General features: G+C 59.6%; 25 protein-coding genes. 19 read left to right on the top strand and 6 right to left on the bottom strand.

The window, feature by feature from the left end; translation table 11 throughout:
• The first annotated feature begins 428 nt into the window (after positions 1-428).
• From panB to BK670_RS00045, 9 genes are all read left to right on the top strand, one after another.
• Positions 429-1229, top strand: a complete 801-nt coding sequence (gene panB, locus BK670_RS00005) for a 3-methyl-2-oxobutanoate hydroxymethyltransferase (RefSeq protein WP_038369034.1) — start codon at positions 429-431, stop codon at positions 1227-1229.
• Positions 1226-2086: a pantoate--beta-alanine ligase gene (panC, locus tag BK670_RS00010; protein WP_123448141.1), complete on the top strand. Its 861-nt coding sequence runs from the start codon at positions 1226-1228 to the stop codon at positions 2084-2086. The genes panB and panC overlap by 4 nt, the downstream gene beginning before the upstream one ends.
• 210 nt (positions 2087-2296) lie before the next feature.
• On the top strand, positions 2297-2677 hold the full coding sequence (gene panD / locus BK670_RS00015) for an aspartate 1-decarboxylase (protein ID WP_003205654.1): 381 nt from the start codon (positions 2297-2299) through the stop codon (positions 2675-2677).
• A gap of 218 nt (positions 2678-2895) precedes the next feature.
• Positions 2896-4560 carry a glucose-6-phosphate isomerase gene (gene pgi, locus BK670_RS00020; protein WP_123448142.1) on the top strand — a complete coding sequence of 555 codons (1665 nt, stop codon included), beginning with the start codon at positions 2896-2898 and terminating at the stop codon, positions 4558-4560.
• Positions 4561-4774: 214 nt separating this feature from the next.
• Positions 4775-6712, top strand: a complete 1938-nt coding sequence (gene acs, locus BK670_RS00025; RefSeq protein WP_123448143.1) for an acetate--CoA ligase — start codon at positions 4775-4777, stop codon at positions 6710-6712.
• A gap of 52 nt (positions 6713-6764) precedes the next feature.
• Entirely contained in the window at positions 6765-7637 is an 873-nt protein-coding gene (locus BK670_RS00030) for an oxygenase MpaB family protein (RefSeq protein WP_123448144.1), read from the top strand.
• A gap of 138 nt (positions 7638-7775) precedes the next feature.
• Entirely contained in the window at positions 7776-8792 is a 1017-nt protein-coding gene (locus tag BK670_RS00035) for a class I SAM-dependent rRNA methyltransferase (RefSeq protein WP_123448145.1), read from the top strand.
• Between the two features lie 220 nt (positions 8793-9012).
• The gene (locus BK670_RS00040; protein WP_123448146.1) at positions 9013-11961 is read left to right on the top strand and encodes a DUF748 domain-containing protein; all 2949 of its coding nucleotides are present in this window, start codon (positions 9013-9015) and stop codon (positions 11959-11961) included.
• Positions 11961-12257: a DUF2845 domain-containing protein gene (locus BK670_RS00045; RefSeq protein WP_123448147.1), complete on the top strand. Its 297-nt coding sequence runs from the start codon at positions 11961-11963 to the stop codon at positions 12255-12257. Before BK670_RS00040 ends, BK670_RS00045 begins: the two co-directional genes overlap by 1 nt.
• Positions 12258-12491: 234 nt before the next feature.
• Here the strand turns inward: BK670_RS00045 and BK670_RS00050 are convergent, their stop codons facing one another.
• Together BK670_RS00050 and BK670_RS00055 are read right to left on the bottom strand one after the other, a co-directional pair.
• Positions 12492-12848 (bottom strand): BON domain-containing protein, encoded by a 357-nt coding sequence (locus tag BK670_RS00050; protein ID WP_047600285.1) that lies wholly within the window; start codon positions 12846-12848, stop codon positions 12492-12494.
• Between the two features lie 300 nt (positions 12849-13148).
• On the bottom strand, positions 13149-13580 hold the full coding sequence (locus BK670_RS00055) for a pilin (RefSeq protein WP_123448148.1): 432 nt from the start codon (positions 13578-13580) through the stop codon (positions 13149-13151).
• 226 nt (positions 13581-13806) lie between these two features.
• On the opposite strand from BK670_RS00055, the gene pilB reads away from it, so the two are divergent.
• Genes pilB through yacG form a run of 5 tightly spaced genes read left to right on the top strand, consistent with a single transcriptional unit; the run spans position 13807 to position 18418 of the window.
• Entirely contained in the window at positions 13807-15507 is a 1701-nt protein-coding gene (pilB, locus tag BK670_RS00060; protein ID WP_123448149.1) for a type IV-A pilus assembly ATPase PilB, read from the top strand.
• A gap of 2 nt (positions 15508-15509) precedes the next feature.
• Positions 15510-16727 (top strand): type II secretion system F family protein, encoded by a 1218-nt coding sequence (locus BK670_RS00065; RefSeq protein ID WP_123448150.1) that lies wholly within the window; start codon positions 15510-15512, stop codon positions 16725-16727.
• Position 16728: 1 nt separating this feature from the next.
• Positions 16729-17601 (top strand): prepilin peptidase, encoded by an 873-nt coding sequence (locus BK670_RS00070; RefSeq protein ID WP_123448151.1) that lies wholly within the window; start codon positions 16729-16731, stop codon positions 17599-17601.
• A complete protein-coding gene (gene coaE / locus BK670_RS00075) occupies positions 17598-18221 on the top strand; it encodes a dephospho-CoA kinase (protein ID WP_123448152.1) in 624 nt (207 codons plus the stop codon). Before BK670_RS00070 ends, coaE begins: the two co-directional genes overlap by 4 nt.
• On the top strand, positions 18218-18418 hold the full coding sequence (gene yacG, locus BK670_RS00080; protein ID WP_123448153.1) for a DNA gyrase inhibitor YacG: 201 nt from the start codon (positions 18218-18220) through the stop codon (positions 18416-18418). The genes coaE and yacG overlap by 4 nt, the downstream gene beginning before the upstream one ends.
• Before the next feature lie 6 nt (positions 18419-18424).
• Here the strand turns inward: yacG and BK670_RS00085 are convergent, their stop codons facing one another.
• The 3 genes from BK670_RS00085 to BK670_RS00095 form a co-directional block, all read right to left on the bottom strand.
• Complete coding sequence (locus BK670_RS00085) at positions 18425-18640, bottom strand: hypothetical protein (RefSeq protein WP_007959584.1); 216 nt, start codon at positions 18638-18640, stop codon at positions 18425-18427.
• A 65-nt stretch (positions 18641-18705) separates the two neighbouring features.
• A complete protein-coding gene (locus tag BK670_RS00090) occupies positions 18706-19395 on the bottom strand; it encodes an energy-coupling factor ABC transporter permease (protein WP_123448154.1) in 690 nt (229 codons plus the stop codon).
• Positions 19392-19859 carry an FAD/FMN-containing dehydrogenase gene (locus tag BK670_RS00095; RefSeq protein ID WP_123448155.1) on the bottom strand — a complete coding sequence of 156 codons (468 nt, stop codon included), beginning with the start codon at positions 19857-19859 and terminating at the stop codon, positions 19392-19394. The genes BK670_RS00090 and BK670_RS00095 overlap by 4 nt, the downstream gene beginning before the upstream one ends.
• A gap of 130 nt (positions 19860-19989) precedes the next feature.
• Here BK670_RS00095 and BK670_RS00100 point away from each other — a divergent pair, with 130 nt between their 5' ends.
• The 5 genes from BK670_RS00100 to BK670_RS00125 all read left to right on the top strand — a co-directional run bounded on the left by BK670_RS00100 (position 19990) and on the right by BK670_RS00125 (position 23432).
• Positions 19990-20616 (top strand): DUF1780 domain-containing protein, encoded by a 627-nt coding sequence (locus BK670_RS00100; protein ID WP_007909887.1) that lies wholly within the window; start codon positions 19990-19992, stop codon positions 20614-20616.
• Positions 20613-21140 carry an MOSC domain-containing protein gene (locus tag BK670_RS00105; protein WP_123448156.1) on the top strand — a complete coding sequence of 176 codons (528 nt, stop codon included), beginning with the start codon at positions 20613-20615 and terminating at the stop codon, positions 21138-21140. The genes BK670_RS00100 and BK670_RS00105 overlap by 4 nt, the downstream gene beginning before the upstream one ends.
• Positions 21141-21191: 51 nt before the next feature.
• A complete protein-coding gene (locus BK670_RS00110; protein ID WP_003228304.1) occupies positions 21192-21365 on the top strand; it encodes a DUF3094 family protein in 174 nt (57 codons plus the stop codon).
• Between the two features lie 63 nt (positions 21366-21428).
• Positions 21429-22727, top strand: a complete 1299-nt coding sequence (locus BK670_RS00115) for an NAD(P)/FAD-dependent oxidoreductase (protein ID WP_016986237.1) — start codon at positions 21429-21431, stop codon at positions 22725-22727.
• A gap of 294 nt (positions 22728-23021) precedes the next feature.
• Positions 23022-23432, top strand: coding sequence for an HvfA family oxazolone/thioamide-modified RiPP metallophore (locus tag BK670_RS00125; RefSeq protein WP_123448158.1), 411 nt, complete (start codon positions 23022-23024; stop codon positions 23430-23432).
• Between the two features lie 59 nt (positions 23433-23491).
• Here BK670_RS00125 and BK670_RS00130 read toward each other — a convergent pair whose 3' ends face one another.
• Positions 23492-25117 (bottom strand): methyl-accepting chemotaxis protein, encoded by a 1626-nt coding sequence (locus BK670_RS00130; RefSeq protein WP_123448159.1) that lies wholly within the window; start codon positions 25115-25117, stop codon positions 23492-23494.
• Between the last annotated feature and the right edge of the window lie 216 nt (positions 25118-25333).

The following is a 25333-nucleotide window of genomic DNA, read 5'->3' on the forward strand; positions in this document are numbered from 1 at the left end:
GTCGGCCTGGAACGCCTCCCGACAAATGGAATGCAATCCCCCTGGGGGAGCGGGCCTGCTCGCGAAGGCGGTGTGTCATTCAGCGCAATGTTGACTGATCCACCGCCTTCGCGAGCAGGCTCGCTCCCACATTGGTTTATTCCAGATCCAGAATTTTGTCGGACAAAAACCCCGCGAATCAGCCCCGCCGCGCCGCTGAATCGGATCAGTAACGCCGGTAACACTCCCCTCGTAACAATGCGGTAACACACGCAATTGACTTCCTGTTGGCTCATCACGACTATAGGCGTCCCGCTGCCGCCAACCCGGCACATACGGGCGCAATCCAGGCCTTATAAGCACGACAAAAGAGCGTGCGCCTGAGTAGATGAAGAATCACGCGCGTTACTCGCAGTAGTTTCCAGAGCGCCTGAACGAGGATTTTTTACATGCCAGCCATCACCCTGACCACGCTCCAGAGCCTCAAGCAGAAAGGTGAAAAGATCACCATGCTGACCTGCTATGACGCGACCTTCGCCCACGCCTGCAATGAGGCCGGTGTCGAAGTGCTGCTGGTGGGCGACTCCCTCGGCATGGTCCTGCAAGGTCACGACAGCACGTTGCCGGTGACCACCGCAGAAATGGCCTACCACACCGCTTGCGTCAAACGCGGCAACAGCGATGCCTTAATCCTGGCCGACCTGCCGTTCATGGCCAACGCCACCCTTGAACAAACCATGACTAACAGCGCCATGCTGATGCAGGCCGGTGCGCACATGGTCAAGGTCGAGGGTCAGCTGTGGCTGGCCGAATCGATCCGTCTGCTCGCCGAGCGCGGTGTGCCGGTTTGCGCGCACATGGGCCTGACCCCGCAAGCGGTGAACATTCTTGGCGGCTATAAAGTGCAGGGCCGCAACGAGAACCAGGCGCGGCAGATGCGTGCCGACGCGATCTCGCTGGAGCAGGCCGGTGCGGCGATGCTGTTGCTCGAATGTGTCCCGAGCGAACTGGCAGCGGAAATCAGTCAGGCAGTGAAAATCCCGGTCATCGGCATCGGCGCCGGTAACGCCACCGATGGTCAGGTGCTGGTGCTGCACGACATGCTCGGCCTGTCGATCACTGGCCGCGTGCCGAAATTCGTCAAAAACTTCATGCACGGCCAGGACAGCATCCAGTCCGCGCTGAAGGCTTACGTCAACGAAGTCAAAGCCACCACGTTCCCTGGCATCGAACACGGATTCTCTGCATGAACACCGTTAAAACCGTACGCGAACTACGCGCCGCCGTAGCCCGCGCCCGCAGCGAAGGCAAGCGCATCGGCTTCGTGCCGACCATGGGCAATCTGCACAGCGGCCACGTCGCGCTGATCACCAAAGCCACCCAACGGGTGGATTTCGTGGTCGCGAGCATTTTCGTCAACCCGCTGCAATTCGGCGCCGGCGAAGACCTCGATAAATACCCACGCACGCTGGCGGCGGATCAGGAAAAGCTGCTGGAAGCCGGTTGCTCCCTGCTCTTCGCCCCGACCGTTGAGGAAATGTACCCCGACGGCATGGCCGGGCAGACTCGGGTCAGCGTGCCGCAATTGTCCGAAGGCCTGTGCGGCGCCAGCCGTCCGGGGCACTTCGAGGGTGTGGCGACCGTTGTCAGCAAACTGTTCAACATGGTCCAGCCGGATCTGGCGATTTTCGGTCAGAAGGATTACCAGCAACTGGCGGTGATCCGCGCCCTGGTGCATGACCTGAACATGCCGATCCAGATCATCGGCGAGCCGACCGTGCGCGCCGCCGATGGCCTGGCGCTGTCATCGCGCAATGGCTTCCTCAGCGAAGAACAACGCGCAGTGGCACCGGTGGTCTATCGCAGCCTGAGCGCGATCGCCGAGTCGATCCAGCAAGGTGAGCGTGACTTCCCGGCGCTGATCAGCACCCAGTTGCAACAGCTGGAAGCCGCAGGCCTGCGCCCGGATTACCTGGAAATCCGCCACGCCCTGACCTTGCGTCCGGCGACGGCTGAAGACCGTGATTTGGTGATTCTGGTGGCGGCGTTCCTCGGCACCACGCGGTTGATCGATAACCTGCACCTGAATCTCGATACCCCGGTTTAACCAACACCGCAATATCCCCTGTGGGAGCGAGCCTGCTCGCGAATGCGGTGTGTCATTCAGCACAAATGTTGACTGACACACCGCATTCGCGAGCAGGCTCGCTCCCACAGTGGTTTTCGGTGTTATGAGAATTGCATTTCAGCTGTATTGCCGCCCCCAAAGCCTTCGGGCACACTGCCCGCCGTTCGATTCCAACCCGGGAAACCCCTCATGCACGCGATCATGCTCAAGGCCAAACTGCACCGCGCCGAAGTCACTCATGCAGTGCTCGATTACGAAGGTTCGTGCGCCATCGATGGCGAGTGGCTGGACTTGTCCGGCATCCGTGAATACGAGCAGATCCAGATTTATAACGTCGACAACGGCGAGCGTTTCACCACCTACGCGATTCGCGGTGAAGAAGGTTCGCGGATGATCTCGGTCAACGGCGCCGCTGCGCACAAAGCCAAGGTCGGCGACCGCGTGATCATTTGTGCCTACGCCCATTACAGCGAAGCGGAACTGGTTAATTTCAAGCCACGCATGCTCTACATGGCGCCAGGCAACGAACTGAGCCACACCAGCAACGCCATCCCGGTTCAGCTCGCCTGATCGCTCCCCCTCCGCCTGTCGGCCAGTTCCCGGTCTCGATGTTAAAAAAGTACAGGGATCTGGTCAGACAAAGTCAAGACAGAACGCAGCGCGAGGTTTACTGTATTCGCCCTGTGTCCAGAAATCGTGTCGATGCAGTTGATCCCATGCCCAACCATGGCGTGCCGGGTCTGTTCAGTGTTCAAAAGGCCGTTCAAGTAAAAAGGAAAACCGCAGCGATGGCGTATTACCTCACTCCTCAAGACGTTACCGCTCTGCCCGCCTGGCAAGCGTTGAAAGATCACCGCCAAGCCATGCAGGATTTCAGCATGCGCGAAGCCTTCAACGCCGATCCGCAGCGCTTCAACCAGTTCACCCTCAGCAGTTGCGGACTGTTTCTCGATTATTCGAAGAATTTGATCAACGCCCAGACCCGTAATCTGCTGGTGGGTCTGGCCAATGAAGTCGATCTCAAAGGCGCCATCAAAGCGCTGTTTGAAGGCGAAATCGTCAACACTTCCGAAGGCCGCCCGGCGCTGCACACCGCCCTGCGTCGCCCGGTGGGCGACAAGCTGTCGGTCAATGGCGTCAACGTGATGCCGGAAGTGCACAAGGTCCTCAACCAGATTACCGATCTGGTTGGCCGGATTCACGACGGTCTGTGGCGTGGCTACACCGAGAAGCCGATCACCGACGTGGTGAACATCGGTATCGGTGGCTCGTTCCTCGGCCCTGAGCTGGTCTCCGAAGCGCTGCTGTCCTACGCGCAGAAAGGCGTGCGTTGCCACTATCTGGCGAACATCGACGGCAGTGAGTTCCACGAACTGACACAGAAACTGCGCGCCGAGACCACGCTGTTCATCGTGTCGTCGAAGTCGTTCAACACCCTCGAAACCCTGAAAAACGCTCAGGCTGCTCGCGCCTGGTACCTGGCGCAGGGCGGTTCGGAAGCCGAGCTGTATCGTCACTTCATCGCCGTATCGAGCAACAACGCGGCAGCGGTGGCGTTCGGTATCCGCGAAGAAAACATCTTCCCGATGTGGGACTGGGTCGGCGGGCGTTACTCGCTGTGGTCGGCCATCGGTTTGCCGATCGCCCTGGCTATCGGCATGTCCAACTTCAAGGAACTGCTGTCCGGCGCCTACACCATGGACCAGCATTTCCAGACCGCGCCGTTCGAACAGAACATGCCGGTGCTGCTGGCCCTGCTCGGCGTGTGGTACGGCAACTTCTGGGGCGCGCAAAGCCACGCGATCCTGCCGTACGACCACTACCTGCGCAACATCACCAAGCACTTGCAACAGCTGGACATGGAATCCAACGGCAAGAGCGTGCGTCAGGACGGCACCGCCGTGTCGACCGATACCGGTCCGGTGATCTGGGGCGGCGTCGGCTGCAACGGTCAGCACGCGTACCACCAGTTGCTGCATCAAGGCACCCAACTGATCCCGGCCGACTTCATCGTGCCGATCGTCAGCTTCAACCCGGTTTCCGACCACCATCAGTGGCTGTACGCCAACTGCCTGTCGCAGAGCCAGGCGCTGATGCTCGGCAAGACCTTGCCGGAAGCCGAGCAGGAACTGCGCGACAAGGGCATGAGCGAAGAGCAGGTGCACGCACTCGCGCCGCACAAGGTGATCCCGGGCAACCGTCCGAGCAACACCCTCGTGGTTGAACGCATCAGCCCGCGGCGTCTCGGTGCACTGGTGGCGATGTATGAGCACAAAGTGTTCGTGCAAAGCGTGGTCTGGGGCATCAACGCCTTTGACCAGTGGGGCGTGGAACTGGGCAAGGAACTGGGCAAAGGTGTTTACAACCGCCTGGTTGGCAGCGATGAAACCCTTGCCGATGACCCTTCCACTCAGGGCCTGATCAACTACTTCCGCGGTCGTCACCGCGGTTGATATGAATGGGGTGCCCACAAATCCTGTGGGCAACCCATTTCCAATGTGGGAGCGAGCCTGCTCGCGAATGCGGCGTGTTATTCAGCACCTTTGTTGATTGACACTACGCATTCGCGCGCAGGCTCGCTCCCACAGTTGTTTTGCGCATGACTTGAACCTCTGCATCTCTCGGCGCATCTTTATTCCTGTCGCATCACAAGAATAAGGAACCGTCATGTTCGATATCAGCACGTTCCCCAAAGCCGATGCCGTCCGCCGGGCTGCTCAGTTGAGTCAGGATGACTATCGGCGCCTGTACCGCGAATCCATTGAACACCCCAGCACCTTCTGGGCCGAACAGGCCAAGCGCTTTCTCGACTGGAGCACGCCGTGGCAGACCGTTCAGCGCTATAACCTGAAAACCGGTGAAGCCGCCTGGTTTGTCGGAGCCAAACTCAACGTCAGCTACAACTGCATCGACCGCCACCTGGAAAAACGCGGCGAGCAGACTGCCCTGCTCTGGGAGGGCGACGACCCGGCTGAATCGGCGCAAATCACTTACAAAAAACTCCACCACCACGTCTGCCGACTGGCCAATGTCCTGAAAAGCCGTGGCGTGAAGAAAGGCGACCGGGTGTGCATTTACATGCCGATGATCCCCGAGGCCGCGTACGCCATGCTCGCCTGTTCGCGGATCGGCGCAATCCATTCGGTGGTATTTGGTGGCTTCTCCCCCGACTCCCTGCGTGATCGCATTCTCGATGCTGACTGCCGTACGGTCATCACAGCGGATGAAGGCGTGCGCGGCGGCAAGTTCGTGCCACTCAAGCAGAACGTCGACAAAGCCCTGCAAAGTTGCCCGGACGTCAGCACCGTCGTGGTGGTCGAACGCACCCAGGGCAAAGTCGATTGGGTCGAGGGTCGCGACCTCTGGTATCACCAGGCCGTGCGCGAGGTCAGCGACGACTGCCCGCCGGAACCGATGGACGCCGAAGACCCGCTGTTCATCCTCTACACCTCCGGCAGCACCGGCAAACCCAAAGGTGTGCTGCACACCACTGGCGGCTACCTGCTGCAAGCGGCGATGTCCTTCAAGTACGTGCTCGATTACCGCGACGGCGAAGTGTTCTGGTGCACCGCTGACGTCGGCTGGGTCACCGGCCACAGCTACATCGTCTACGGCCCGCTGGCCAACGGTGCGACCACGCTGATGTTCGAAGGCGTGCCGAGCTATCCGAACAGTTCACGCTTCTGGCAGGTGATTGATAAACACAAGGTCAACATTTTCTACACCGCGCCGACCGCCCTGCGCGCGTTGATGCGCGAAGGTGCCGAGCCGTTGAAGGAAACCTCGCGCGCCAGCCTCAGATTACTCGGCAGCGTCGGTGAGCCGATCAACCCGGAAGCGTGGGAATGGTATTTCAACGTCGTAGGAGAACAGCGCTGCCCCATCGTCGACACCTGGTGGCAGACCGAAACCGGCGGCATCATGCTCAGCCCGCTGGTCAGCGCCCAGCGGATCAAACCGGGTTGCGCCACGCAACCGATGTTCGGCGTGCAACCGGTGCTGCTCGACGAGCACGGCAAGGAAATCAAAGGCGCCGGCAGTGGCGTGCTGGCGATCAAATCGAGTTGGCCGGCGCAGATCCGCAGTGTTTATGGCGACCCGCAGCGCATGGTCGACACCTATTTCAAACCCTACCCCGGCTACTACTTCACCGGCGACGGCGCGCGTCGCGACGAGGATGGCGACTACTGGATCACCGGGCGCATCGACGACGTGATCAACGTCTCCGGTCACCGCATCGGCACCGCCGAAGTGGAAAGCGCACTGGTGTTGCACGACAGCATCGCTGAAGCCGCCGTGGTCGGTTACCCGCACGACGTCAAAGGTCAGGGCATCTACGCCTTCGTCACGCCCATGAACGGCACCGAACCGAATGACGAACTGAAGAAAGAACTGTTGGCCCACGTCAGCAAGGAAATCGGCAGCTTTGCCAAACCCGATCTGATCCAGTGGGCGCCGGCCTTGCCGAAAACCCGTTCAGGCAAGATCATGCGGCGCATCTTGCGCAAGATCGCCTGCAACGAACTCGACAGCCTCGGCGACACCTCGACCCTGGCCGATCCGAGTGTGGTGCAAGGTCTGATCGACAAGCGCCTCAATCAGTAACGCCCTCGGGCGCAGTCAACCGGCCGCGCCCGCCCTTTCTCACTGAGTGGTCATGGAATTCATCCGCAGCCGTATCGAACAGCAACTCATGAGCCTGACCGGGCTGTCGCTCGGTCAGCTCGACCTGGAAAACCCCAAGGGCGATCCCGGCCTGTTTGGTCCGGATTCGATCAGTTGGCAGGTGCACGGCGACTTCAGCAGCATGTTGATCGGTGGCATCAGTGCGCTGTTGCTGCAAGCTTTGCATCCGCTGGCATTGGCCGGGGTCTGGGATCATTCGAACTTTCGTGAAGACATGCTCGGGCGCTTGCGGCGTACCAGCCAGTTTGTCTCCGGCACTACGTTTGGCTCGCGAAAAGACGCCGACTGGCTGATCGAGAAAGTGCGCACCATCCACTTGCAGGTGGTCGGCACGGCGCCGGATGGCCGGCCCTACGCGGCCAGCGATCCGGACTTGCTGACGTGGGTGCACGTGGCCGAAGTCAGTAACTTTCTCGCGGCGCATTTGCGCTATCGCAATCCGCAATTGTCGGGGGCAGATCAGGATCGTTACTACGCGGAAATCGCCGTGATTGCCGAACGACTGGGCGCACGGGATGTGCCGAAATCGCGGCAAGCCGTGGCCGCCTACCTGCAACGCATGCGCCCGCAGTTACTGTGCGATGAGCGCAGCCGCGAAGTGTTGCGCTTGCTGCTCGACGCACCAGCGCCCAGTGTTCTGGCGCGACCGTTTGGCGATCTGATGATGAAGGCCGGGATCGACCTGCTGCCGGACTGGGCCAGCGACATGCTCGACGTCCGCCAAAGTTCGCTGCAACGGCAACTGATTCGCGCCAGCGTCAGACGCAGCGCACCGATGCTGCGCTGGGCAATGCGCAATGGCTCAGTGCAACGGGCCAAACGACGAATGGGTTTGCTGACCTAAAAGCTTCGCGAGCAGGCTCGCTCCCACATTTGGAATGCATTCCCATGTGGGAGCGAGCCTGCTCGCGAAGGCAGCACCTCGGTTACCCGCCAAGCTGCTAAACTCCCGCGCCCCAATTCTCACCAACAAGGCGCCCGCATGTCTTCCTTGAATCAGGCGCTGCGCGCCGCCCTCGATCAACGCCAGGCCTTGCTCGCTGAGCTGCACAGCCAGGGCACCGATTGCTATCGGCTGTTCCACGGCAGCCAGGAAGGCGCCGGCGGTTTGACCATCGACCGCTACGGCCCGCAACTGCTGGTGCAAAGCTTTCACCAGACGCTGGAACGTGACGACCTGCTGCAACTGCACGCCATGGTCAATCAAGCGCTGGGGTTCGACACCCTGCTGGTCTACAACGATCGTTCCCGTGGCAACTCGCGTATTGATCGCGAGGACAGCGTCTACAAAGCCGATGACGCAGCGCTGGCTGATCTGGTCGGCCACGAATGGGGCCTCAACTACCGGGTGCGCGGCCGCCATGCCGGGCAGGATCCGCTACTGTTCCTCGATCTGCGCAACACCCGTGGCTGGGTCAAGGATCACGCTCAAGGCAAATCCGTGCTCAACTTGTTCGCCTACACTTGCGGCGTCGGCCTTAGTGCAGCCGCTGGCGGCGCGCGTGAAGTGTGCAACCTGGATTTCGCCGAGGGCAATCTGGCGGTCGGTCGCGAGAACGGTTTGCTCAACCCGCAATTGCCCGAGATGCAATTCATCCAGTCCGATTACTTTCCGGCAATACGCCAATTAGCCGGTCTGCCGATCAGCCAGCGGCGCGGGCAGAAACTGCCGAGCTATCAACGCCTCGATCAGCGTCAATTCGATCTGGTCCTGCTCGATCCGCCCGCCTGGGCCAAGAGCGCATTCGGCACCGTCGACTTGCTGCGCGACTATCAAAGCCTGCTTAAGCCCGCCCTGCTGACCACCGCTGACAACGGCGTACTGATCTGCTGCAACAACCTGGCAAAAGTCAGCATGGACGACTGGCGCGAGCAGGTGCTGCGTTGCGCCGAGAAGGCCGGGCGACCGGTGCGTGAGTGGAGCGTGATGACCCCGGGCGCCGACTTCCCGTCGATGGACCAGCAACCACCGCTGAAAACCCTGATCCTGCAGCTCTGAACCGCTCGCACGGCTGACAACTATCTAATGTGGGAGCGAGCCTGCTTGCGAAAGCGGTGTATCAGTCAACAGATAGAGCGACTGATATGACGCCTTCGCGAGCAGGCTCGCTCCCACATGGAATTTGTTCCTACAAACGAATCTGAACAATCCTGTGGCTTGCGATGTACTTCGGAACCAGAATCGCGTGCCATACTCCAAGGCACTCCGATTCAGACAGATGAAGCCGCACATGCCCAAAGGATTGATTCGCGCGATTGGCGCCTTGTTGACTGCTCTGGCCCTCTACAGCCTGCTGGGGTTTCTGATTTTGCCGGGCATCGCCCTGCGCATTGCCAACCAGCAACTGGCCAACTACGCGACGGTGCCAGCACATATCAAGCGTATCGAGCTAAACCCGTTCAGCCTTGAAGTCACCCTGTGGGGGCTGGTCATCGGCGAGCCGGGCAAGGAGCAGGTCGGTTTCGATCGCCTGTACGCCGACCTGCAAATCGACAGTCTGTGGACCAAAGCCCTGCATCTGGCGAACATCGAGCTGGACAAGCCGAAGAGCGAAATCCTCTTCGCCAAGGACGGCAAGCTCAACCTGCTCGGCCTGTTCAATGTCCCTGCCAGCGAGCCGACCCCGGCCGACCCGGACGCCAAGCCCTTCCCGCTGCGCATCGACAACATCAAACTGGCCGGCGGCGTCGTGCACTTTGAGGACGTGCGCCCCAGCGAACCTATCGAGTTTCTCTACGACGACCTCAGCTTCGAACTGAAAAACCTCAGCACCCTGCCTGAAGACAGCGCCGACATGACTTTGGTCGCGATCGGCCCGGCCGGGGGGCGAATCGACTGGAGCGGTAATTTCAGCCTGATCCCGTTCACCTCCGAAGGCACCCTGAAAGTCACCGACGGCAAAATGAAAGCCTTCTGGCCCTATGTGCGTGACTCGGTGCCCTTGGTGCTCGAAGACGGCGTGATCAGCCTCAGCACCGAATACAAACTCAATCTGTCGAAAGAAACCGAACTGCTGCTGAACAACGTCGCCGTGAGCATCGCGCCCTTCGCGATCAAGGCACCGGACGGGCGTCCACTGGCGAAACTTGAACGCCTGGACGTTAGCGAGACTTCGGTGGACCTGGCCAAGCAACAAGTGGTGGTCGGCAAAATCCGCAGCAACAAACTGGAAACCTGGGCGGCGCTCGAAGCCGACGGCCAACTGGACTGGCAGAAACTGTTCGCCAGCCAGCCATCGAAACCGGCCGCCAAAGCCGCTGCCGAACCGGTGAACACGCCGGCCGCTGCCGACTCGCCGAAAACCCCAGCGGCGCCGAGCAAACCGTGGCAAGTGCTGCTCAAAGACGTGCAATTGCGTAACTACACCGTGCATGTGGCCGACCGCTCGGCCACACCAGCCGTTGCCCTGGATATCACCCCGCTCAATGTCGATCTGCAGGACTTCGACAGCCTCAACGGTTCGCCCTTCAAGCTCAAGCTCGATAGCGGCGTGGGCAAACAAGGCAAGATCAGCGCAGACGGCACGGTCAATCTCGCCCCGGTCAACGCCCAGCTCAATGTAAAAACCCAAGACATCGACCTGCGTGTCGCGCAGTCCTACATCAATCCGTTTATTCGTCTGGAACTGCGCAGCGGCATGCTCGGCAGTGATCTGAAGGTCAATCTCAAGAGCACCGAGCCGCTGGCCCTCAGCGTTACCGGCCGCGCGCAAATCGATCAACTGCACACCCTCGACACCCTGAAAACCCGCGACTTCCTCAAGTGGCAGCAGGTGGTGGTCGAAGGCCTGAACTATCAACACGGCGACAGCCTGTCGATCGACAGGATCAACCTGTTCCAGCCGTATGTGCGGTTCATGATCAACGATGATCGCACCACCAACATTGATGATCTGCTGATCCCGCAGCCCGCCGACAGCGGCACCAAAACCACCGCGGCGAAACCGGTCAGCAACGAGAAACCGCTGGGCATTCACATTGGTGGCATCGCCATCAACGATGGCTCGGCCAACTTCGCCGACTTCAGTCTGACGCCGAACTTTGCCACCGCCGTGCAACAACTCAACGGCCAGATCGGCACCATCGACAGCCGTCAGGCCAAACCGGCCAGCGTCGACATCAAAGGCAAGGTCGACCGCTATGCACCGGTGACCATCAAGGGCGCGGTCAATCCGTTTGACCCGATGGCCAGCCTCGACATCGCTACCAGTTTCAAACGTGTCGAACTGACGACGCTGACGCCCTACTCCGGCAAATTCGCCGGTTACCGCATCCGCAAGGGTCGGCTCAATCTCGATCTGCATTACCTGATCACCAAGGGCCAGCTCAAAGCCGAAAACAAAGTGGTGGTCGAGCAATTGCAGCTCGGTGAGAAGGTCGACAGCCCGGATGCCGTGAGCCTGCCGCTGAAACTGGCGATTGCCCTGCTCAAGGACGTCGACGGCAAGATCTCCATCGAGTTGCCGGTGACCGGTGACTTGAACAACCCGCAGTTCAGCGTGATGCCAATTGTCTGGCAGACCCTGCGCAACCTGATCGTCAAAGCCGCGGCCGCGCCGTTCAAAATGATTGGCGGACTGATCAGTGGCGGTGGTTCGCAAGACCTTGGCACGGTGTCGTTTGCCCCGGGTTCCAGCGAGTTGAGCAAGGATGCCGAAGCCGCGCTGATCAAACTGTCTCAGGCACTCAAAGAGCGTCCGGCCCTGCGTTTGGAAATCGAAGGCACTGCCGCGCAGAGCAGCGATGGTCCACTGCTCGCCGAGCAGCGTCTGGAGCGTGAATACCAGTACAACTACTACAAGATGCTTCAGCGTCGCGGCGATAAAGTCCCGGCGCAGGCGTCATTGCTGCAAGTGCCGGACAGCGAGAAAGGTCCACTGCTCGAAGGCATTTACCGCACCCGTCTGAAAACCCAGCCACCGGCAGAATGGAAGGATCTGGGCAAGGAAGAACGCACGGCGAAAATGCGCGAAGGCGTGATCAAATTCTGGAGTGGCAGCGATGTGCTGCTGCGTCAGTTGGGTCAGGATCGTGCCAGCAGCATCAAGGATTATCTGGTTGATAAAGGCCAACTGGCAGACGACCGCGTGTACTTCATCGACGCCAATCTCGGTGAAGCCGAGAGCGATGGCCGCGTGGTGACGCAAATGCACCTGGATGCCGAATGATGAAACTGCAGTGGCTGGCCTTGATCGCAATGACCTTCGCGGCCAGCCACGCCTTGGCGTCCGATACCCTGCGCTGCGGCAGTCAACTGATCAGCCTTGGCGACCGTTCCAGCGAAGTCCTGCAAAAGTGCGGTGAGCCGGTCAGCCGTGATGTGTTGGGCTACAAGCGCAGCGCCAACCGTCGCGAGGAGTTTCAGGTCGAGGAATGGACCTACGGCCCGAGCAACGGCATGTACCAATACTTGCGCTTCGAAGGCAATCGCCTGCGGCAGATCAACAGCAAACGCGGCAACTGAAAAAGCAAAAGATCGCAGCCTTCGGCAGCTCCTACAATCTGGAATGCATTTCCCTGTAGGAGCTGCCGAAGGCTGCGATCTTTTGCTTCTAAAAATAGAACAGGCCCGACACAAGTGCCGGGGCCCGTAATGGTCACATCCGTGTGACCGTTCGCATGAACTCTAAAGTTGCGGCAGACGTATTGCTCGGCCCGTCTGTCGCGTCTTCTCCCGGTCCAGGCGAGAAGTCATGCCTTACTCGGCTTTCAGGCCGTCAGCGGAGACCGCTTTAACGCCTTTGATTTTCTTGGCGATCGCAACAGCAACGTCTTTCTGCGATTCAGTTACAGCAGTAGTCGACGACAGCGATACAACGCCTTTGTTGGTTTCTACTTTGATGTCAGTACCTGGAATGCCTTTTTCGGTGACCAGGTCAGCTTTGACTTTGGTAGTGATCCAAGTGTCAGAAGTAGCTTCTTTAGCCTGGGTGACTTCACCGGCAGCCAGAGTCATTGGAGCCTGGGTAGCCTGAGTGGATTGTGCGAATGCACCGGAAGCCATGGTCAGGGTCAGCGCGGTAGCAGCAGCGGCAGTGATAGCGAACTTCTTCATACGAGTAACTCCTGTTTTTCTGGAAAGTCTGCTGGTTGTCTTGTCAGCAGGGTTACCAAGGTAGTTGCGAACGCTGTGCCAACTTTTGAAAATTATAAAAATGCATATAAATCAATAAGTTGAAGATTTCATAATTCTCCGGATTCATGCAATTTGCATGAACCGCCGATAAATCGCATGCAAGTTGCGGTTTTTTGGAAAGTTCCTAAGACGCTGAAATTATTGAAACTTTTATTTATCGACGATCAACGAAAAATGCCCCGCAGAGCGGGGCATTCCGGCGGGCCGACACACGTCAACTTACGTACCGCTGGCAGTGCAGCCTTTAGGTGAATAGTCCGGAGCAACGGTGGTGGCACAGGTCCAGACGCCCGCACCTGTACCGGAAGAACGCGTCAGCGTGATGGTTTTGCTCAGCACGGGGCCCGGAGCATTGAGCAACGTGCAACTGATTGTGCCGGCACCCGTCGATGCCGTGCCGGATGCGGTGAGAGTGCAGTTGGACGTTGCAGCAGTTGCACTGCCCGCTACCAATGTCAGCGTCGGATCAGTCCCTTGATTGATGGTGTCCTCAAACGGCACCTTCAACGCACTGATTTCCGCCAGCCCCGCCGTCACCTTCGACCGCGCCTGATACTTGGAATACTGCGGCAAGGCGATGGTCGCCAGAATCCCGATGATCGCCACCACGATCAGCAGCTCGATAAGGGTAAAACCTTGTTGTTTTTTCATAGACACGCTCCATGCATGAGTCGAAATCTCATGATCTGAAAGCAACGCAGCATAGGCCATGCCAATGCCCACCAGGCCCCTTCCATTGGGCGCAACGCGCGTGCGATGCCGTTTCCTACAACCTGCAACCGCACTATCTGACACTTTTTGTCACCTGCACCCGCCGTGTTTGGCGCTGTCACTTGACTAGGCTATAAGTCATGAACGGCAAGCGTGCGGAATCCCCATGAATGACATCGCTCTGAGCGGTCTGGCCAAGCAATTGGTGCAGGCCGAACTGCTCACGGAAAAAAGTGCCCAGCAAGCCTGGCAACAGGCCCAGCGCAATCGGCTGTCGCTGGTCAGCTACCTGGTGCAGAACAAACTGGTGAAAAGCTCACAGGTTGCCGAGATCGCCTCCGAGCATTTCGGCATGGCCTTCCTTGATCTCAATTGCCTGGACAAGGAGACCCAGCCCAAAGGCCTGGTCAGCGAAAAACTGGTGCGTCAGCATCACGCCCTGCCCTTGTGGCGACGCGGTAACAAACTGTTTGTGGGCATTTCCGACCCGAGCAATCATCAAGCAATCAACGACATTCAATTCAGCACCGGGCTGAGCACCGAAGCCATTCTGGTCGAGGACGACAAACTTACCGATGCCATCGAGAAATTCTTCGACACCCACACCAGTGGCCTGGAGGATATGGCCGATGTGGATCTCGACGGGGTCGATGTCGAATCCATCGACGACAGCAAACAAGACGCCGTCGGCGGCTTCGACGCCGACGATGCGCCGGTGGTGCGCTTCGTGCACAAGATGCTGCTCGACGCGATCAAGAGCGGTTCTTCCGACTTGCACTTCGAGCCTTACGAGAAAAACTACCGGGTGCGGGTGCGCACCGACGGCATCCTGCGCGAGGTTGCCAAACCGCCGATTCAACTGGCCGGGCGCATCGCCGCTCGCCTGAAAGTCATGGCCAGCCTGGATATTTCAGAGCGGCGCAAACCGCAGGACGGGCGAATCAAGATGCGCCTGTCGAAAAGCAAGTCGATCGATTTCCGGGTCAACACCCTGCCGACCCTGTGGGGCGAAAAAGTGGTGATCCGGATCCTCGATCCGTCCAGCGCGCAGATCGGTATCGACGCCCTCGGCTATGAGCCAGAGCAAAAGGACCTGTACATGGCCGCACTCAAGCAGCCACAGGGCATGATTCTGGTCACCGGGCCGACCGGGTCGGGTAAAACCGTGTCGCTGTACACCGGCCTCAACATCCTTAATACCGTCGACATCAACATCTCCACCGCCGAAGATCCGGTGGAGATCAACATGGAAGGTATCAACCAGGTCAACGTCAATCCCAAACAAGGGCTCGACTTTGCTCAGGCGCTGCGCTCGTTTCTGCGTCAGGACCCGGACGTGATCATGGTCGGTGAGATCCGCGATCTGGAAACCGCCGAAATCGCTATCAAAGCCGCGCAGACCGGTCACTTGGTGCTCTCGACCCTGCACACCAACAGCGCCGCGGAAACCCTGACGCGCCTGCACAACATGGGCATTCCCGGTTTCAACATCGCCACCTCGGTCAGCCTGATCATCGCCCAGCGCCTGGCGCGCAAACTGTGCAGCCACTGCAAGAGGCCCATCGAGATCCCGCGCGAAACCTTGCTCAAGGAAGGCTTCCCCGAGGAACGCATTGGCCATTTCACGATCTACGAGCCGGTCGGTTGCGATCACTGCAACGGCGGTTACAAGGGACGCGTGGGGATTTATGAAGTGGTGAAAAACACACCGGAGCTGCAACGCTTGATCATGGCCGAAGGCAACTCGCTGGAAATCGACCTGCAGATGCGCCGCGACGGCTTCGACGACCTGCGCACCTCCGGGTTGCACAAGGCCATGCAAGGCATCACCAGCCTTGAAGAAATCAACCGGGTCACCAAGGACTGAACATGGCGGTCAAGGCAGCGAAGATCAGTATTTATGCCTGGGAAGGTACGGACAGAAAAGGCAGCAAAGTCACCGGTGAGTTGAGCGGCCAGAACCCGGCGCTGATCAAGGCACAACTGCGCAAACAGGGGATCAATCCCGGCAAGGTGCGCAAGAAATCCGCGTCATTGCTGAGCTTTGGCAAACGCATCAAGGCCCGGGACATTGCCCTGTTCACCCGGCAGATGGCGACCATGATGAAAGCCGGCGTGCCGCTGTTGCAGTCGTTCGACATTATTGGCGAAGGCTTTGATAACCCGGCCATGCGCAAACTGGTGGACGAAGTGAAACAGGAGGTCGCAGCCGGTAACAGCTTCGCCGCAGCCCTGCGCAAGAAACCGCAGTATTTCGACGAGTTGTATTGCAACCTGGTCGATGCCGGCGAACAGTCCGGCGCCCTCGACACCCTGCTAGAACGCGTCGCGACCTATAAGGAAAAAAGCGAAAGCCTCAAGGCCAAGATCAAGAAAGCCATGACCTACCCCACCGCTGTCGTGCTGGTGGCGGCGGTGGTGACCGGGATCCTGCTGGTCAAAGTGGTGCCACAATTTCAGTCGGTGTTTTCCGGTTTCGGCGCTGAGCTGCCCGCGTTCACCCTGATGGTGATCAGCCTGTCGGAATTCATGCAGCAATGGTGGTGGGCGATTCTCGCTGCGCTGGTCGCGGCGATTTTCGGCACCCGCCACGCGCTGAAAACCTCCCAGGCACTGCGTGATCGCAAAGACACCTGGCTGCTGAAGCTGCCACTGGTGGGCACGCTGATGTACAAGTCCGCCGTGGCGCGATTCGCTCGAACCTTGTCGACTACCTTTGCCGCCGGTGTGCCGCTGGTGGAAGCGCTCGACTCGGTGGCCGGCGCCACCGGCAACGTCGTCTTCAAGCGAGCCGTGCTGCGCATTCGTCAGGACGTTTCCACCGGTATGCAGCTGAATTTCTCAATGCGCAGCACCGGAGTCTTTCCCAGCATGGCCGTGCAAATGACCGCGATTGGTGAAGAGTCCGGCGCACTGGACGACATGCTCGACAAGGTCGCGGGGTTTTACGAGGAAGAAGTGGATAACATGGTCGACAACCTCACCAGCCTCATGGAGCCGTTCATCATGGTTGTGCTGGGGGTAATCGTCGGCGGGCTGGTGGTGGCCATGTACCTGCCGATCTTCCAGCTCGGCTCAGCGGTCTGACATGCCTATCGACGAACTGTTTGCCGCGTATCCGCTGGCCTTTGTCGGCACCGCCCTGCTGCTGGGCCTGGTGGTTGGCAGCTTTCTCAATGTGCTGATCTGGCGCCTGCCGAAGATGCTCGAACGCGACTGGCGCCAGCAGGCCCACGATGTGCTCGGTCTGCCCGGCGAAACGCCGCAACCCACCTATAACCTGATGCTGCCGCACTCCGAATGCCCGCAGTGCGCCCACCGGATTCGCCCGTGGGAAAACATTCCCCTGCTCAGTTATCTATGGCTACGCGGGCGCTGTTCAGCGTGCACCGCGCCGATCAGCAAACGTTATCCGTTGATTGAACTGGCCTGCGGGCTGCTCTCGGCTTTCATCGCCTGGCACTTGGGTTTCGGTTGGCCGGCGTGCCTGCTGATATTCCTCACCTGGGGCTTGCTGGCGATGAGTCTGATCGACACCGAACATCAACTGCTGCCCGATGTGCTGGTGCTGCCGTTGCTGTGGCTGGGGTTGATCGTCAACAGTTTCGGCCTGTTCGTGACCTTGCACGATGCGTTGTGGGGCGCAGTGGCCGGTTACCTGGCGCTGTGGTCAGTGTTCTGGCTGTTCAAGCTGCTGACCGGCAAGGACGGCATCGGTCACGGGGATTTCAAGCTGTTGGCGCTGCTGGGGGCATGGGGCGGCTGGCAGATTCTGCCGCTGACGATTCTGTTGTCATCGCTGGTCGGCGCCATTATCGGGGTGATTTTGCTGCGCCTGCGCGAGCAGAAAACCTCGACGCCGATCCCTTTCGGCCCCTACCTGGCAATTGCTGGCTGGATTGCCTTGCTCTGGGGTGGTCAAATAACCGCCTTCTATTGGCAGTTTGTCGGTTTGAAATGAATACCCCTGTGGAAAAACCCTGGATTCTCGGCCTCACTGGCGGCATCGGCAGCGGCAAGAGCGCGGCAGCCCAGCACTTCATTGATTTGGGTGTCCACGTGGTGGATGCCGATCACGCGGCACGCTGGGTGGTTGAGCCGGGGCGTCCGGCGCTGGCAAAGATTGCCGAACACTTCGGCCCTGGCGTGCTGCAGGCCGATGGCACGCTGGATCGCGCCGCCCTGCGCAAACTGATCTTCGAAGTGCCGGAGCAACGTCGCTGGCTCGAAGCGCTGCTGCATCCGTTGATCGCCGAAGAAATCGCTCATCATCTGGCGCTGGCAAAATCGCCTTACGCGATTCTGGTGTCGCCGTTGTTGATCGAATCCGGGCAATACGCGATGACCCAGCGCATTCTGGTGATCGACGCTCCGCAACAATTGCAGATCGAACGCACCTTGCAGCGTGACCAGACCAGCGAGCAGCAGGTTCAGGCGATCCTCAAGGCTCAGTCGAGCCGCGAAGAGCGTGTGAGCCGCGCCGACGACGTGGTGGTCAATGACCGCGATCTCGCCTGGCTGCACAGCGAGGTCGAGCGCCTGCATCACTTTTACCTGACTTTATCCGGAGGCCAAGCATGAGCCAGATCCCCACCGTTGAATGCCCGACCTGCGGCGCCCCCTTGGAATTCACCCCCGAAAACAAGTTTCGTCCGTTCTGCTCCGATCGCTGCAAGCTGATCGACCTCGGCGCCTGGGCGTCGGAAGAACACAAGATCCCAGTCGCACCGGATGCCGAGGACGAACTGTTTTCCGGCGACTTCGATCCGCGTCACTGATCCCGTTCAGGGCCGCATAAAGCCGTAGTCCTGATCGTCGTCGAGGTTTTCCGCCAGAAAACGCAACTCGTCGGCCAGGTCTTCGGCGTTGCGCACGGCCTTGCTCTGCTGCACCACGGCACTGAGCAAGGCGCGCAAACTCAAGCCCGGGTCGAAACCGACTTCCTGCGCCATCTCCAGACTCTGCCGGGTTTCCTGCCTGGCCCACTCGTAAACACTCATGCCGCTGCTCCTGAAGGGATTTGCGCGAGCATGAAATTTCCCGCGCGGGGCGGGTTTGATGTGTATCAAGACTTCGGATCGTCGTCCTTCCACGGCGCCGAAAGGTAGCGCGTGCGGTTGAAGGTCTCCAGCCATTCCGGGCTAAATACAACCAGCGCACTGACGATCATGCCGTTGATGAACGCCTCGGGGAAAATGATCAGCCACAAGTAACCGATGAAGTCCTCCAGCCATTCCGGCATGGCGAAGAGGCCGTCGTACCACAGCAGCGTCAGGCTCAGGATCAAGCACAACAAGGCGGACAGCGCGGCGGCAAAAAATCCGGAACAGAAGATGTACACGAACGGATTGCGCGGCTGAGCACGCTCGACGAGGATCGCCACGCACTCGGTGACGAGGACCGGCAGCAAAATGAACAAAGCGCCATTGACCCCCATCGCCGCGAGATCCTGACGCCCGAGCAGCACCAGGCCGATTTGCGCCACCAGCCCGCCAACGATCGCCAGCGGCCAGTCCAGCAACAGCGTTACCGCCGTCATGCCGAGGAAGTGATACGACACGCCCGTGTCGAAATCCCTGCGCATTAACCACAACAGAAACAACGCAAACACGGTGCCGAACAGCAGATGCTGACGCCGACTGTCGCTGAACAACTCGACCCACGGCGCCCGCACAATCGCCCAGAGCAGCACCGGCAGATAAATCAGCCAGCCCAGCAGCAGACTTTCATTTGCCAGCACCTCGACGCCGATCATGGGCGCGCCTTCTCCAGTGCCTCGCGCAGGTCGCTCGCGTTGGCGTACTCACGTTGCGAGAGCAATCGACCGTCCTTGAGTTGCAACCACAACACCTGGCCTTCCGCGCCGGGATAGCGCGACGCAACCCGGCCTTCTCGATCCAGCATGACCCGGTAGTGGTAGTCGCGCATGGCCGGTACGGCAAACATTCTGGCAATCAGCGCCGGCATGCGCTGGATGTCGGCAACGAACACCGCGTGACGCGCCTCCAGATAGCCCTTGGGCTGATCCTTCAACGCTTCCTTGATCAGCTTGGCGCCGTCCATATCGCGCGCCACCAGCAGCGTGGTGGTGCTGTTGTCGAGGGTGAAGGGTTGCTCGTACTGATCGAGCAGCGTCCAGGGAGCCAGACGCTCGCCGGTTTCGAGCGCATGGGCACACAGCGGAAAAACAGCAAACAGCAGCAGCCAGCGAAATTTCACGATGAGTCCTCTCGGTTTGACGCAAATAGTCAATTTCCATGAGTCTACACCGCCCCTCTCCACTGCCCACTGATGCACTTTGCCGCGTAACGCTTTCAGCTTGTCGCATTTGGACGCTAAGCTTGGGCTTATGGATGACTCAGATTATTTACGCCTGCTGACCATCGCGGCCGAGCAGGCCAACGCCTTTCTGTCCAATGCCCGCAAATGGGAGCGTGAGCGTTGGGTTTGCCAGCGCCTGCTGCAAGGCCTGAACATTCCCTACCGCGCCGACGAATTCGCGCCGGCCGGCGAACCGCCGGACGTACTGTTTCGCGATGCCAATTTCGAGGTGTTCTTCGTGCTCGATGAGGGGCGCCGGCTCAACGACGAATGGCGCGATGAATTGCAGCGCCGACGCAGCGCTTTTTCCCTGAGCCAACTGGTGCGCCGCGAGGCCAAGCCCAAACGCATCCCGGCCAACGAGTTCCTGCTGCGACTGGCACCGACCTTGCGCAAGAAAGCCCACAACTACAAAGAACGCGGTATGGATCTGGGCGAACTCGACATCATCGCCTTCGCCAGCCTCAAACGAGAAGTACTGGATTTGAACAGCCATTTTCCACCGCCCACCGAATATCTGCGTCAGGGCTGGCGCTCGCTGTCCCTGGTCGGCCCGACCTTCGCCCGCGTGCTGTTCGCCCACCCGGACGCGCCGGATTTTCTGCGCAGCAACCTCGGTCGCAGCATTGTTTTTGATGTGGGAATCAGTCTGTGACACCACTTCAGCAATTGATCGCCGATGTGCCGCAGACTGGACGTGTGCGCTGGATCGGCGTGCGCCCCGAGTCGCGCGGGCCGATGATCGAACTCGATGCAGTGGAGGCGCGGCTGGAAGCGGGATTGACCGGCGACCACGCGCGCCCCGGTGTGCGCAACGCGCGACAGGTGACGCTGATTCAGTGGGAACATCTGGCGGTGATCAGCGCGTTGATGGGTCGCCCTGAAGATCAACCGGTCAAGCCTGAAGACCTGCGGCGCAACCTCGTTATCAGCGGTATCAATTTGTTTAGCCTCAAGGGTCGGCGCTTTCGCATCGGTCAGGCAATATTCGAAACCACGGGCTGGTGTCAGCCCTGCGCACGCCTGCAAAACAACCTTGGCCCCGGCACTTTTCAAGCGGTGCGCGGGCATGGCGGAATTACCGCGCGGGTGTTACAAAGCGGGATCATTCGCCTCGAAGACCGGGTCAGCGTCGAGCCGGTTCCGGACAGCGGCTATGCTGCGTTCAACCCCGGATAAAAACCGCTGTAGCTTCTGCCCATTCAGCAACGTCTACCTGACGAGGCAAATATGACCAGCCGCCTGAACCCCGAAGACCAGAAACATGTCGAAGAGTACCTGCAACTGTCCCAACACCGAGTCGAGCGCCGGCCTTTCCGGCCGTGGATGCTCCTCGTGCTGGTGCTGGCAGTGACCATTGGTCTGGGCCTGTTGAGCCGATTAATCAGTTACCTGACGCTATGAGCAGCTTGGCGCTCGCTTGGGTAACCGCACCGATTTCCTTTAAAAACCTTGCGAGTTATCCCCATGTCCCATCGTATTGTTATTGTCGGCGGCGGCGCCGGCGGTCTGGAGTTGGCTACCCGTCTGGGTAAGACTCTGGGCAAGCGCGGCACGGCCAGTGTGATGCTGGTCGACGCGAACCTGACGCACATCTGGAAGCCCCTGCTGCACGAAGTGGCCGCCGGATCGCTGAACTCTTCCGAAGACGAACTCAACTATGTTGCCCAGGCAAAATGGAACCACTTCGAGTTCCAGCTGGGGCGCATGAGCGGGCTCGATCGCGCACAGAAGAAAATCCAGCTGGCGGCGACCTACGACGAAAACGGCGTAGAACTGGTGCCGGCGCGTGAAGTGCAGTACGACTCGCTGGTGATCAGCGTCGGCAGCACCACCAATGATTTCGGCACTCAGGGTGCGGCGCAGCATTGCCTGTTCCTCGACACCCGCAAACAGGCCGAGCGCTTCCACCAGCAACTGCTCAACCACTATCTGCGCGCCCACGCCGGGCAAACCGATGTGGTCGAGCAGATCAGCGTCGCGATCGTCGGCGCTGGCGCGACGGGCGTGGAACTGGCGGCGGAACTGCATAACGCTGCGCATGAATTGGCCGCTTATGGTCTGGACCGGATCAAACCGGAAAACATGCACATCACCCTGATCGAAGCAGGGCCACGGGTGTTGCCTGCCCTGCCGGAGCGCATCAGCGGACCGGTACACAAAACCCTGGAAAAACTCGGGGTCAATGTGATGACCAACGCTTCGGTCAGCGAAGTGACCGCCGACAGCCTGATCACTGCCGACGGCAACGAGATCAAGGCCAGCCTGAAGGTCTGGGCGGCGGGCATTCGCGCGCCGGGTTTCCTCAAGGACATCGACGGCCTGGAAACCAACCGCATCAATCAACTGCAAGTGCTGCCGACGCTGCAAACCACGCGCGACGAGAACATCTTTGCTTTCGGTGACTGCGCCGCGTGCCCGCAACCGGGTACCGATCGCAATGTGCCGCCGCGTGCCCAAGCGGCGCACCAACAGGCGTCGTTGCTGGCCAAGTCGCTGAAACTGCGCATCGAAGGCAAGACCCTGCCGGAGTACAAGTACACCGACTATGGCTCGCTGATCTCACTGTCGCGTTTTTCGGCGGTGGGTAACTTGATGGGCAACCTGACCGGCAGCGTGATGCTCGAAGGCTGGCTGGCGCGGATGTTTTACGTGTCGCTGTACCGCATGCACCAGATGGCGCTGTACGGGCCGTTCCGCACGGCGATGCTGATGCTCGGCAGCAAGATTGGCCGTGGCACCGAGCCGCGTCTGAAATTGCACTAAAAAAAGAACCTGTGGGAGCGAGCCTGCTCGCGAATGCGGTGAGTCAAACGACAGAAATGTCGCCTGATACAACCCCTTCGCGAGCAGGCTCGCTCCCACAATGTTTTGTGTTGATAGAGATATCTGTTTCGTACTGTATCCCCGCCCCGCTTTTCCCAGCTTCGCTTACAAACTCCCCCGCTGCGCGACACAGTCGCGATACACCGCCACCGCTTAATGGCCACACCCGAGCAACACCTGCTCAGGCAATCGTCCTTAATGTGTGGTTGCACAGCGCAGCCCAGGAGAATGTAAATGTCCCGTACTTCGCCCTCCCTAGGTAAACAATCCATTGGCCTGATCGGCGCGGCTCTGGCAGGCGGTTTGATGCTGTCCGGTTCGGTGTTTGCCGCTCAGCCATTGTCACAGGGCTACATGGTTGCCTCGGCGCAAACCTCAGTGAAAGCGCCGGAAGGCAAATGCGGTGAAGGCAAATGTGGCGACGCCTCGATGGCCAAGACCGACAGCGATGGTGACGGCAAGGTCTCGCGTGCCGAATTTCTGAAAGTCGCGCCGAAGTCCGACTTCGACAAGATCGACACCAACCATGACGGCTTTATCGACGAGCAAGAGGCCTACAACAACGTGAAGGCCAACTTTGAAGCCAACGGCAAGAAGATGCCGAAAGGCCTGTTCGAGCACCTGAAAGACCAAGACGGCGCCTGATCGGCAGAAAAAAGCCGCGCTTCTCCTGTGAGCAGCGCGGCTTTTTTATGTGTGGCTGTTTACAACTGGAAGCGCCGCACCATGCTCTGCAAGGCGTTGGCCAGTTGCGACAACTCATGGCTGGAAGCACTCGTCTGGTCAGCGCCTGCGGCAGAACGTACCGACAAATCCCGAATGTTCACCAGATTGCGGTCCACTTCCCGCGCGACTTGCGCTTGTTCTTCCGCAGCGCTGGCGATCACCAGGTTGCGCTCATGGATCTCATGCACCGACGCGGTAATGGTTTGCAGCGCCTCACCGGCGCGCTCAGCCAACGCCAGCGTGGTCGTCGCCCGCGCGGTACTGGCCTGCATCGAATCCAGCGCCAGGCTCGAACCGCTGCGCATGCCTTGGACCATCTGCTCGATCTCCTGCGTCGATTGCTGCGTGCGATAGGCCAGCGCCCGCACTTCATCGGCGACCACAGCAAAGCCTCGCCCGCTCTCACCGGCCCGCGCCGCCTCAATCGCCGCGTTGAGCGCCAGCAGGTTGGTCTGCTCGGCAATCGCCCGTATCACATCCAGCACTTTGCCGATGTCCTGCGACTGGTTGGCCAGTGATTGCACCAGCTCACCGGTCTGTTGCACGTCGCTCGCCAAGGCGTTGATGGCCGTGGCGGTCTCACTGACGCGCACCTGCCCCAGATGCGCCGACTCGCTGGATTGACGGGTCGCGTCAGAGGTCGACACCGCATTGCGTGCGACCTCTTCCACTGCGGCCGTCATCTGATTAACAGCCGTCGCGGCCTGTTCGATCTCGTTGTTCTGTTGTTGCAAGCCCTGTGTACTGTCGAGTGTCACGGCATTGAGCTCATCGGCAGCGGTCGCCAGTTGCGTCGCCGAACCGCTGATGCCCTGCAGCGTCTCGCGCAGGTTCTGCTGCATGGTCGCCAGAGCCTTGAGCAAGCGACTGACTTCATCGTTGCCATGGGTCTCGATCGGTCGGGTCAGATCACCCTGCGCGACACTTTCTGCTGCGCTCACGGCGCTGCTCAGCGGCCGGACGATGCTGCGGGTGAGCATCATCGCCAGTGCGACCGTGGCCAGCGCGGCCAACGCAATAAACAAACTGACAATCGTGCGCGAGTTTTCGTAGTGCGCAGCGGACTTCTGGCTTTCGGCGGCGACCTGTTTGGCGAACAGGTCCGCGAGGTCGTTGAGTTGTTTGCCGGAGCCATCGACGACCGTTTTCATGTCGACCAGCAACAACTTGGTCAGCTCGTCACGCTTGCCTTGCTCGGCGAGGGCGAAGGATTGGGCGATACCGCTGCGATACGCGGCGAAGGTCTTTTTGAATTGGTCATATAGCTGCTGGCCTTCAGGGGTGTTGACCAGTTTGTCGTAGGCGGCGATCTTCTCGCTCAGCTCCTTGTCGCGGGTGTCCATCTGGCTGCGGTAGGTGGCGATATTGTTCGCATCCTGATCCAGCGCCATGCGCAATGAGATGGTGCGGATGCGCAGCATGATCTCGCGAATCTCGTCACCGCCACGAATGCTCGGCAGCCACTGATTTTCTACCGCGACTTCACTGTCGCGAATACTCGACATCTGCCCCAGCGCAAACACGCCGAGCAATGCCACCAACACCGCGATCAGGGCGAAGCCCAGGGCCGCCCGGGGAGCAATATTCAACTGACGAAGCAACATGACGAACGCCCTTATTTTTGTATTGGCCAGATTCAAGGGACGAAAGCCATGACAGTCCCCTCGTGTTAGCGGGCTATCGGCCAGTTGTACGATGACTTGAAGGGAATTGTCTTTTCAAAGGACAAAAAAAATCCCCGTATCTTTCGATACGAGGATTTTTAATATGGTCGGGGTAAGGGGATTCGAACTCCTGACATCCTGCTCCCAAAGCAGGCG

Origin of the sequence: Pseudomonas fluorescens (genome assembly GCF_003732425.1) — a bacterium.
GTDB classification, from domain to species: domain Bacteria; phylum Pseudomonadota; class Gammaproteobacteria; order Pseudomonadales; family Pseudomonadaceae; genus Aquipseudomonas; species Aquipseudomonas fluorescens_BE.

Excerpts from the sequence above, each read along its gene's own strand:
- BK670_RS00130 (WP_123448159.1), bottom strand. The coding sequence starts at position 25,117 with ATGTTGCTTCGTCAGTTGAATATTGCTCCCCGGGCGGCCCTGGGCTTC.
- BK670_RS00085 (WP_007959584.1), bottom strand. The coding sequence starts at position 18,640 with ATGAGTGTTTACGAGTGGGCCAGGCAGGAAACCCGGCAGAGTCTGGAG.
- BK670_RS00035 (WP_123448145.1), top strand. The coding sequence starts at position 7,776 with ATGTCTTCCTTGAATCAGGCGCTGCGCGCCGCCCTCGATCAACGCCAG.
- panD (WP_003205654.1), top strand. The coding sequence starts at position 2,297 with ATGCACGCGATCATGCTCAAGGCCAAACTGCACCGCGCCGAAGTCACT.
- yacG (WP_123448153.1), top strand. The coding sequence starts at position 18,218 with ATGAGCCAGATCCCCACCGTTGAATGCCCGACCTGCGGCGCCCCCTTG.
- BK670_RS00070 (WP_123448151.1), top strand. The coding sequence starts at position 16,729 with ATGCCTATCGACGAACTGTTTGCCGCGTATCCGCTGGCCTTTGTCGGC.
- pilB (WP_123448149.1), top strand. The coding sequence starts at position 13,807 with ATGAATGACATCGCTCTGAGCGGTCTGGCCAAGCAATTGGTGCAGGCC.
- BK670_RS00040 (WP_123448146.1), top strand. The coding sequence starts at position 9,013 with ATGAAGCCGCACATGCCCAAAGGATTGATTCGCGCGATTGGCGCCTTG.
- coaE (WP_123448152.1), top strand. The coding sequence starts at position 17,598 with ATGAATACCCCTGTGGAAAAACCCTGGATTCTCGGCCTCACTGGCGGC.
- BK670_RS00055 (WP_123448148.1), bottom strand. The coding sequence starts at position 13,580 with ATGAAAAAACAACAAGGTTTTACCCTTATCGAGCTGCTGATCGTGGTG.
- BK670_RS00100 (WP_007909887.1), top strand. The coding sequence starts at position 19,990 with ATGGATGACTCAGATTATTTACGCCTGCTGACCATCGCGGCCGAGCAG.
- BK670_RS00115 (WP_016986237.1), top strand. The coding sequence starts at position 21,429 with ATGTCCCATCGTATTGTTATTGTCGGCGGCGGCGCCGGCGGTCTGGAG.
- panB (WP_038369034.1), top strand. The coding sequence starts at position 429 with ATGCCAGCCATCACCCTGACCACGCTCCAGAGCCTCAAGCAGAAAGGT.
- BK670_RS00030 (WP_123448144.1), top strand. The coding sequence starts at position 6,765 with ATGGAATTCATCCGCAGCCGTATCGAACAGCAACTCATGAGCCTGACC.
- BK670_RS00125 (WP_123448158.1), top strand. The coding sequence starts at position 23,022 with ATGTCCCGTACTTCGCCCTCCCTAGGTAAACAATCCATTGGCCTGATC.
- BK670_RS00110 (WP_003228304.1), top strand. The coding sequence starts at position 21,192 with ATGACCAGCCGCCTGAACCCCGAAGACCAGAAACATGTCGAAGAGTAC.
- BK670_RS00045 (WP_123448147.1), top strand. The coding sequence starts at position 11,961 with ATGAAACTGCAGTGGCTGGCCTTGATCGCAATGACCTTCGCGGCCAGC.
- pgi (WP_123448142.1), top strand. The coding sequence starts at position 2,896 with ATGGCGTATTACCTCACTCCTCAAGACGTTACCGCTCTGCCCGCCTGG.
- BK670_RS00050 (WP_047600285.1), bottom strand. The coding sequence starts at position 12,848 with ATGAAGAAGTTCGCTATCACTGCCGCTGCTGCTACCGCGCTGACCCTG.
- panC (WP_123448141.1), top strand. The coding sequence starts at position 1,226 with ATGAACACCGTTAAAACCGTACGCGAACTACGCGCCGCCGTAGCCCGC.
- BK670_RS00065 (WP_123448150.1), top strand. The coding sequence starts at position 15,510 with ATGGCGGTCAAGGCAGCGAAGATCAGTATTTATGCCTGGGAAGGTACG.
- BK670_RS00090 (WP_123448154.1), bottom strand. The coding sequence starts at position 19,395 with ATGATCGGCGTCGAGGTGCTGGCAAATGAAAGTCTGCTGCTGGGCTGG.
- acs (WP_123448143.1), top strand. The coding sequence starts at position 4,775 with ATGTTCGATATCAGCACGTTCCCCAAAGCCGATGCCGTCCGCCGGGCT.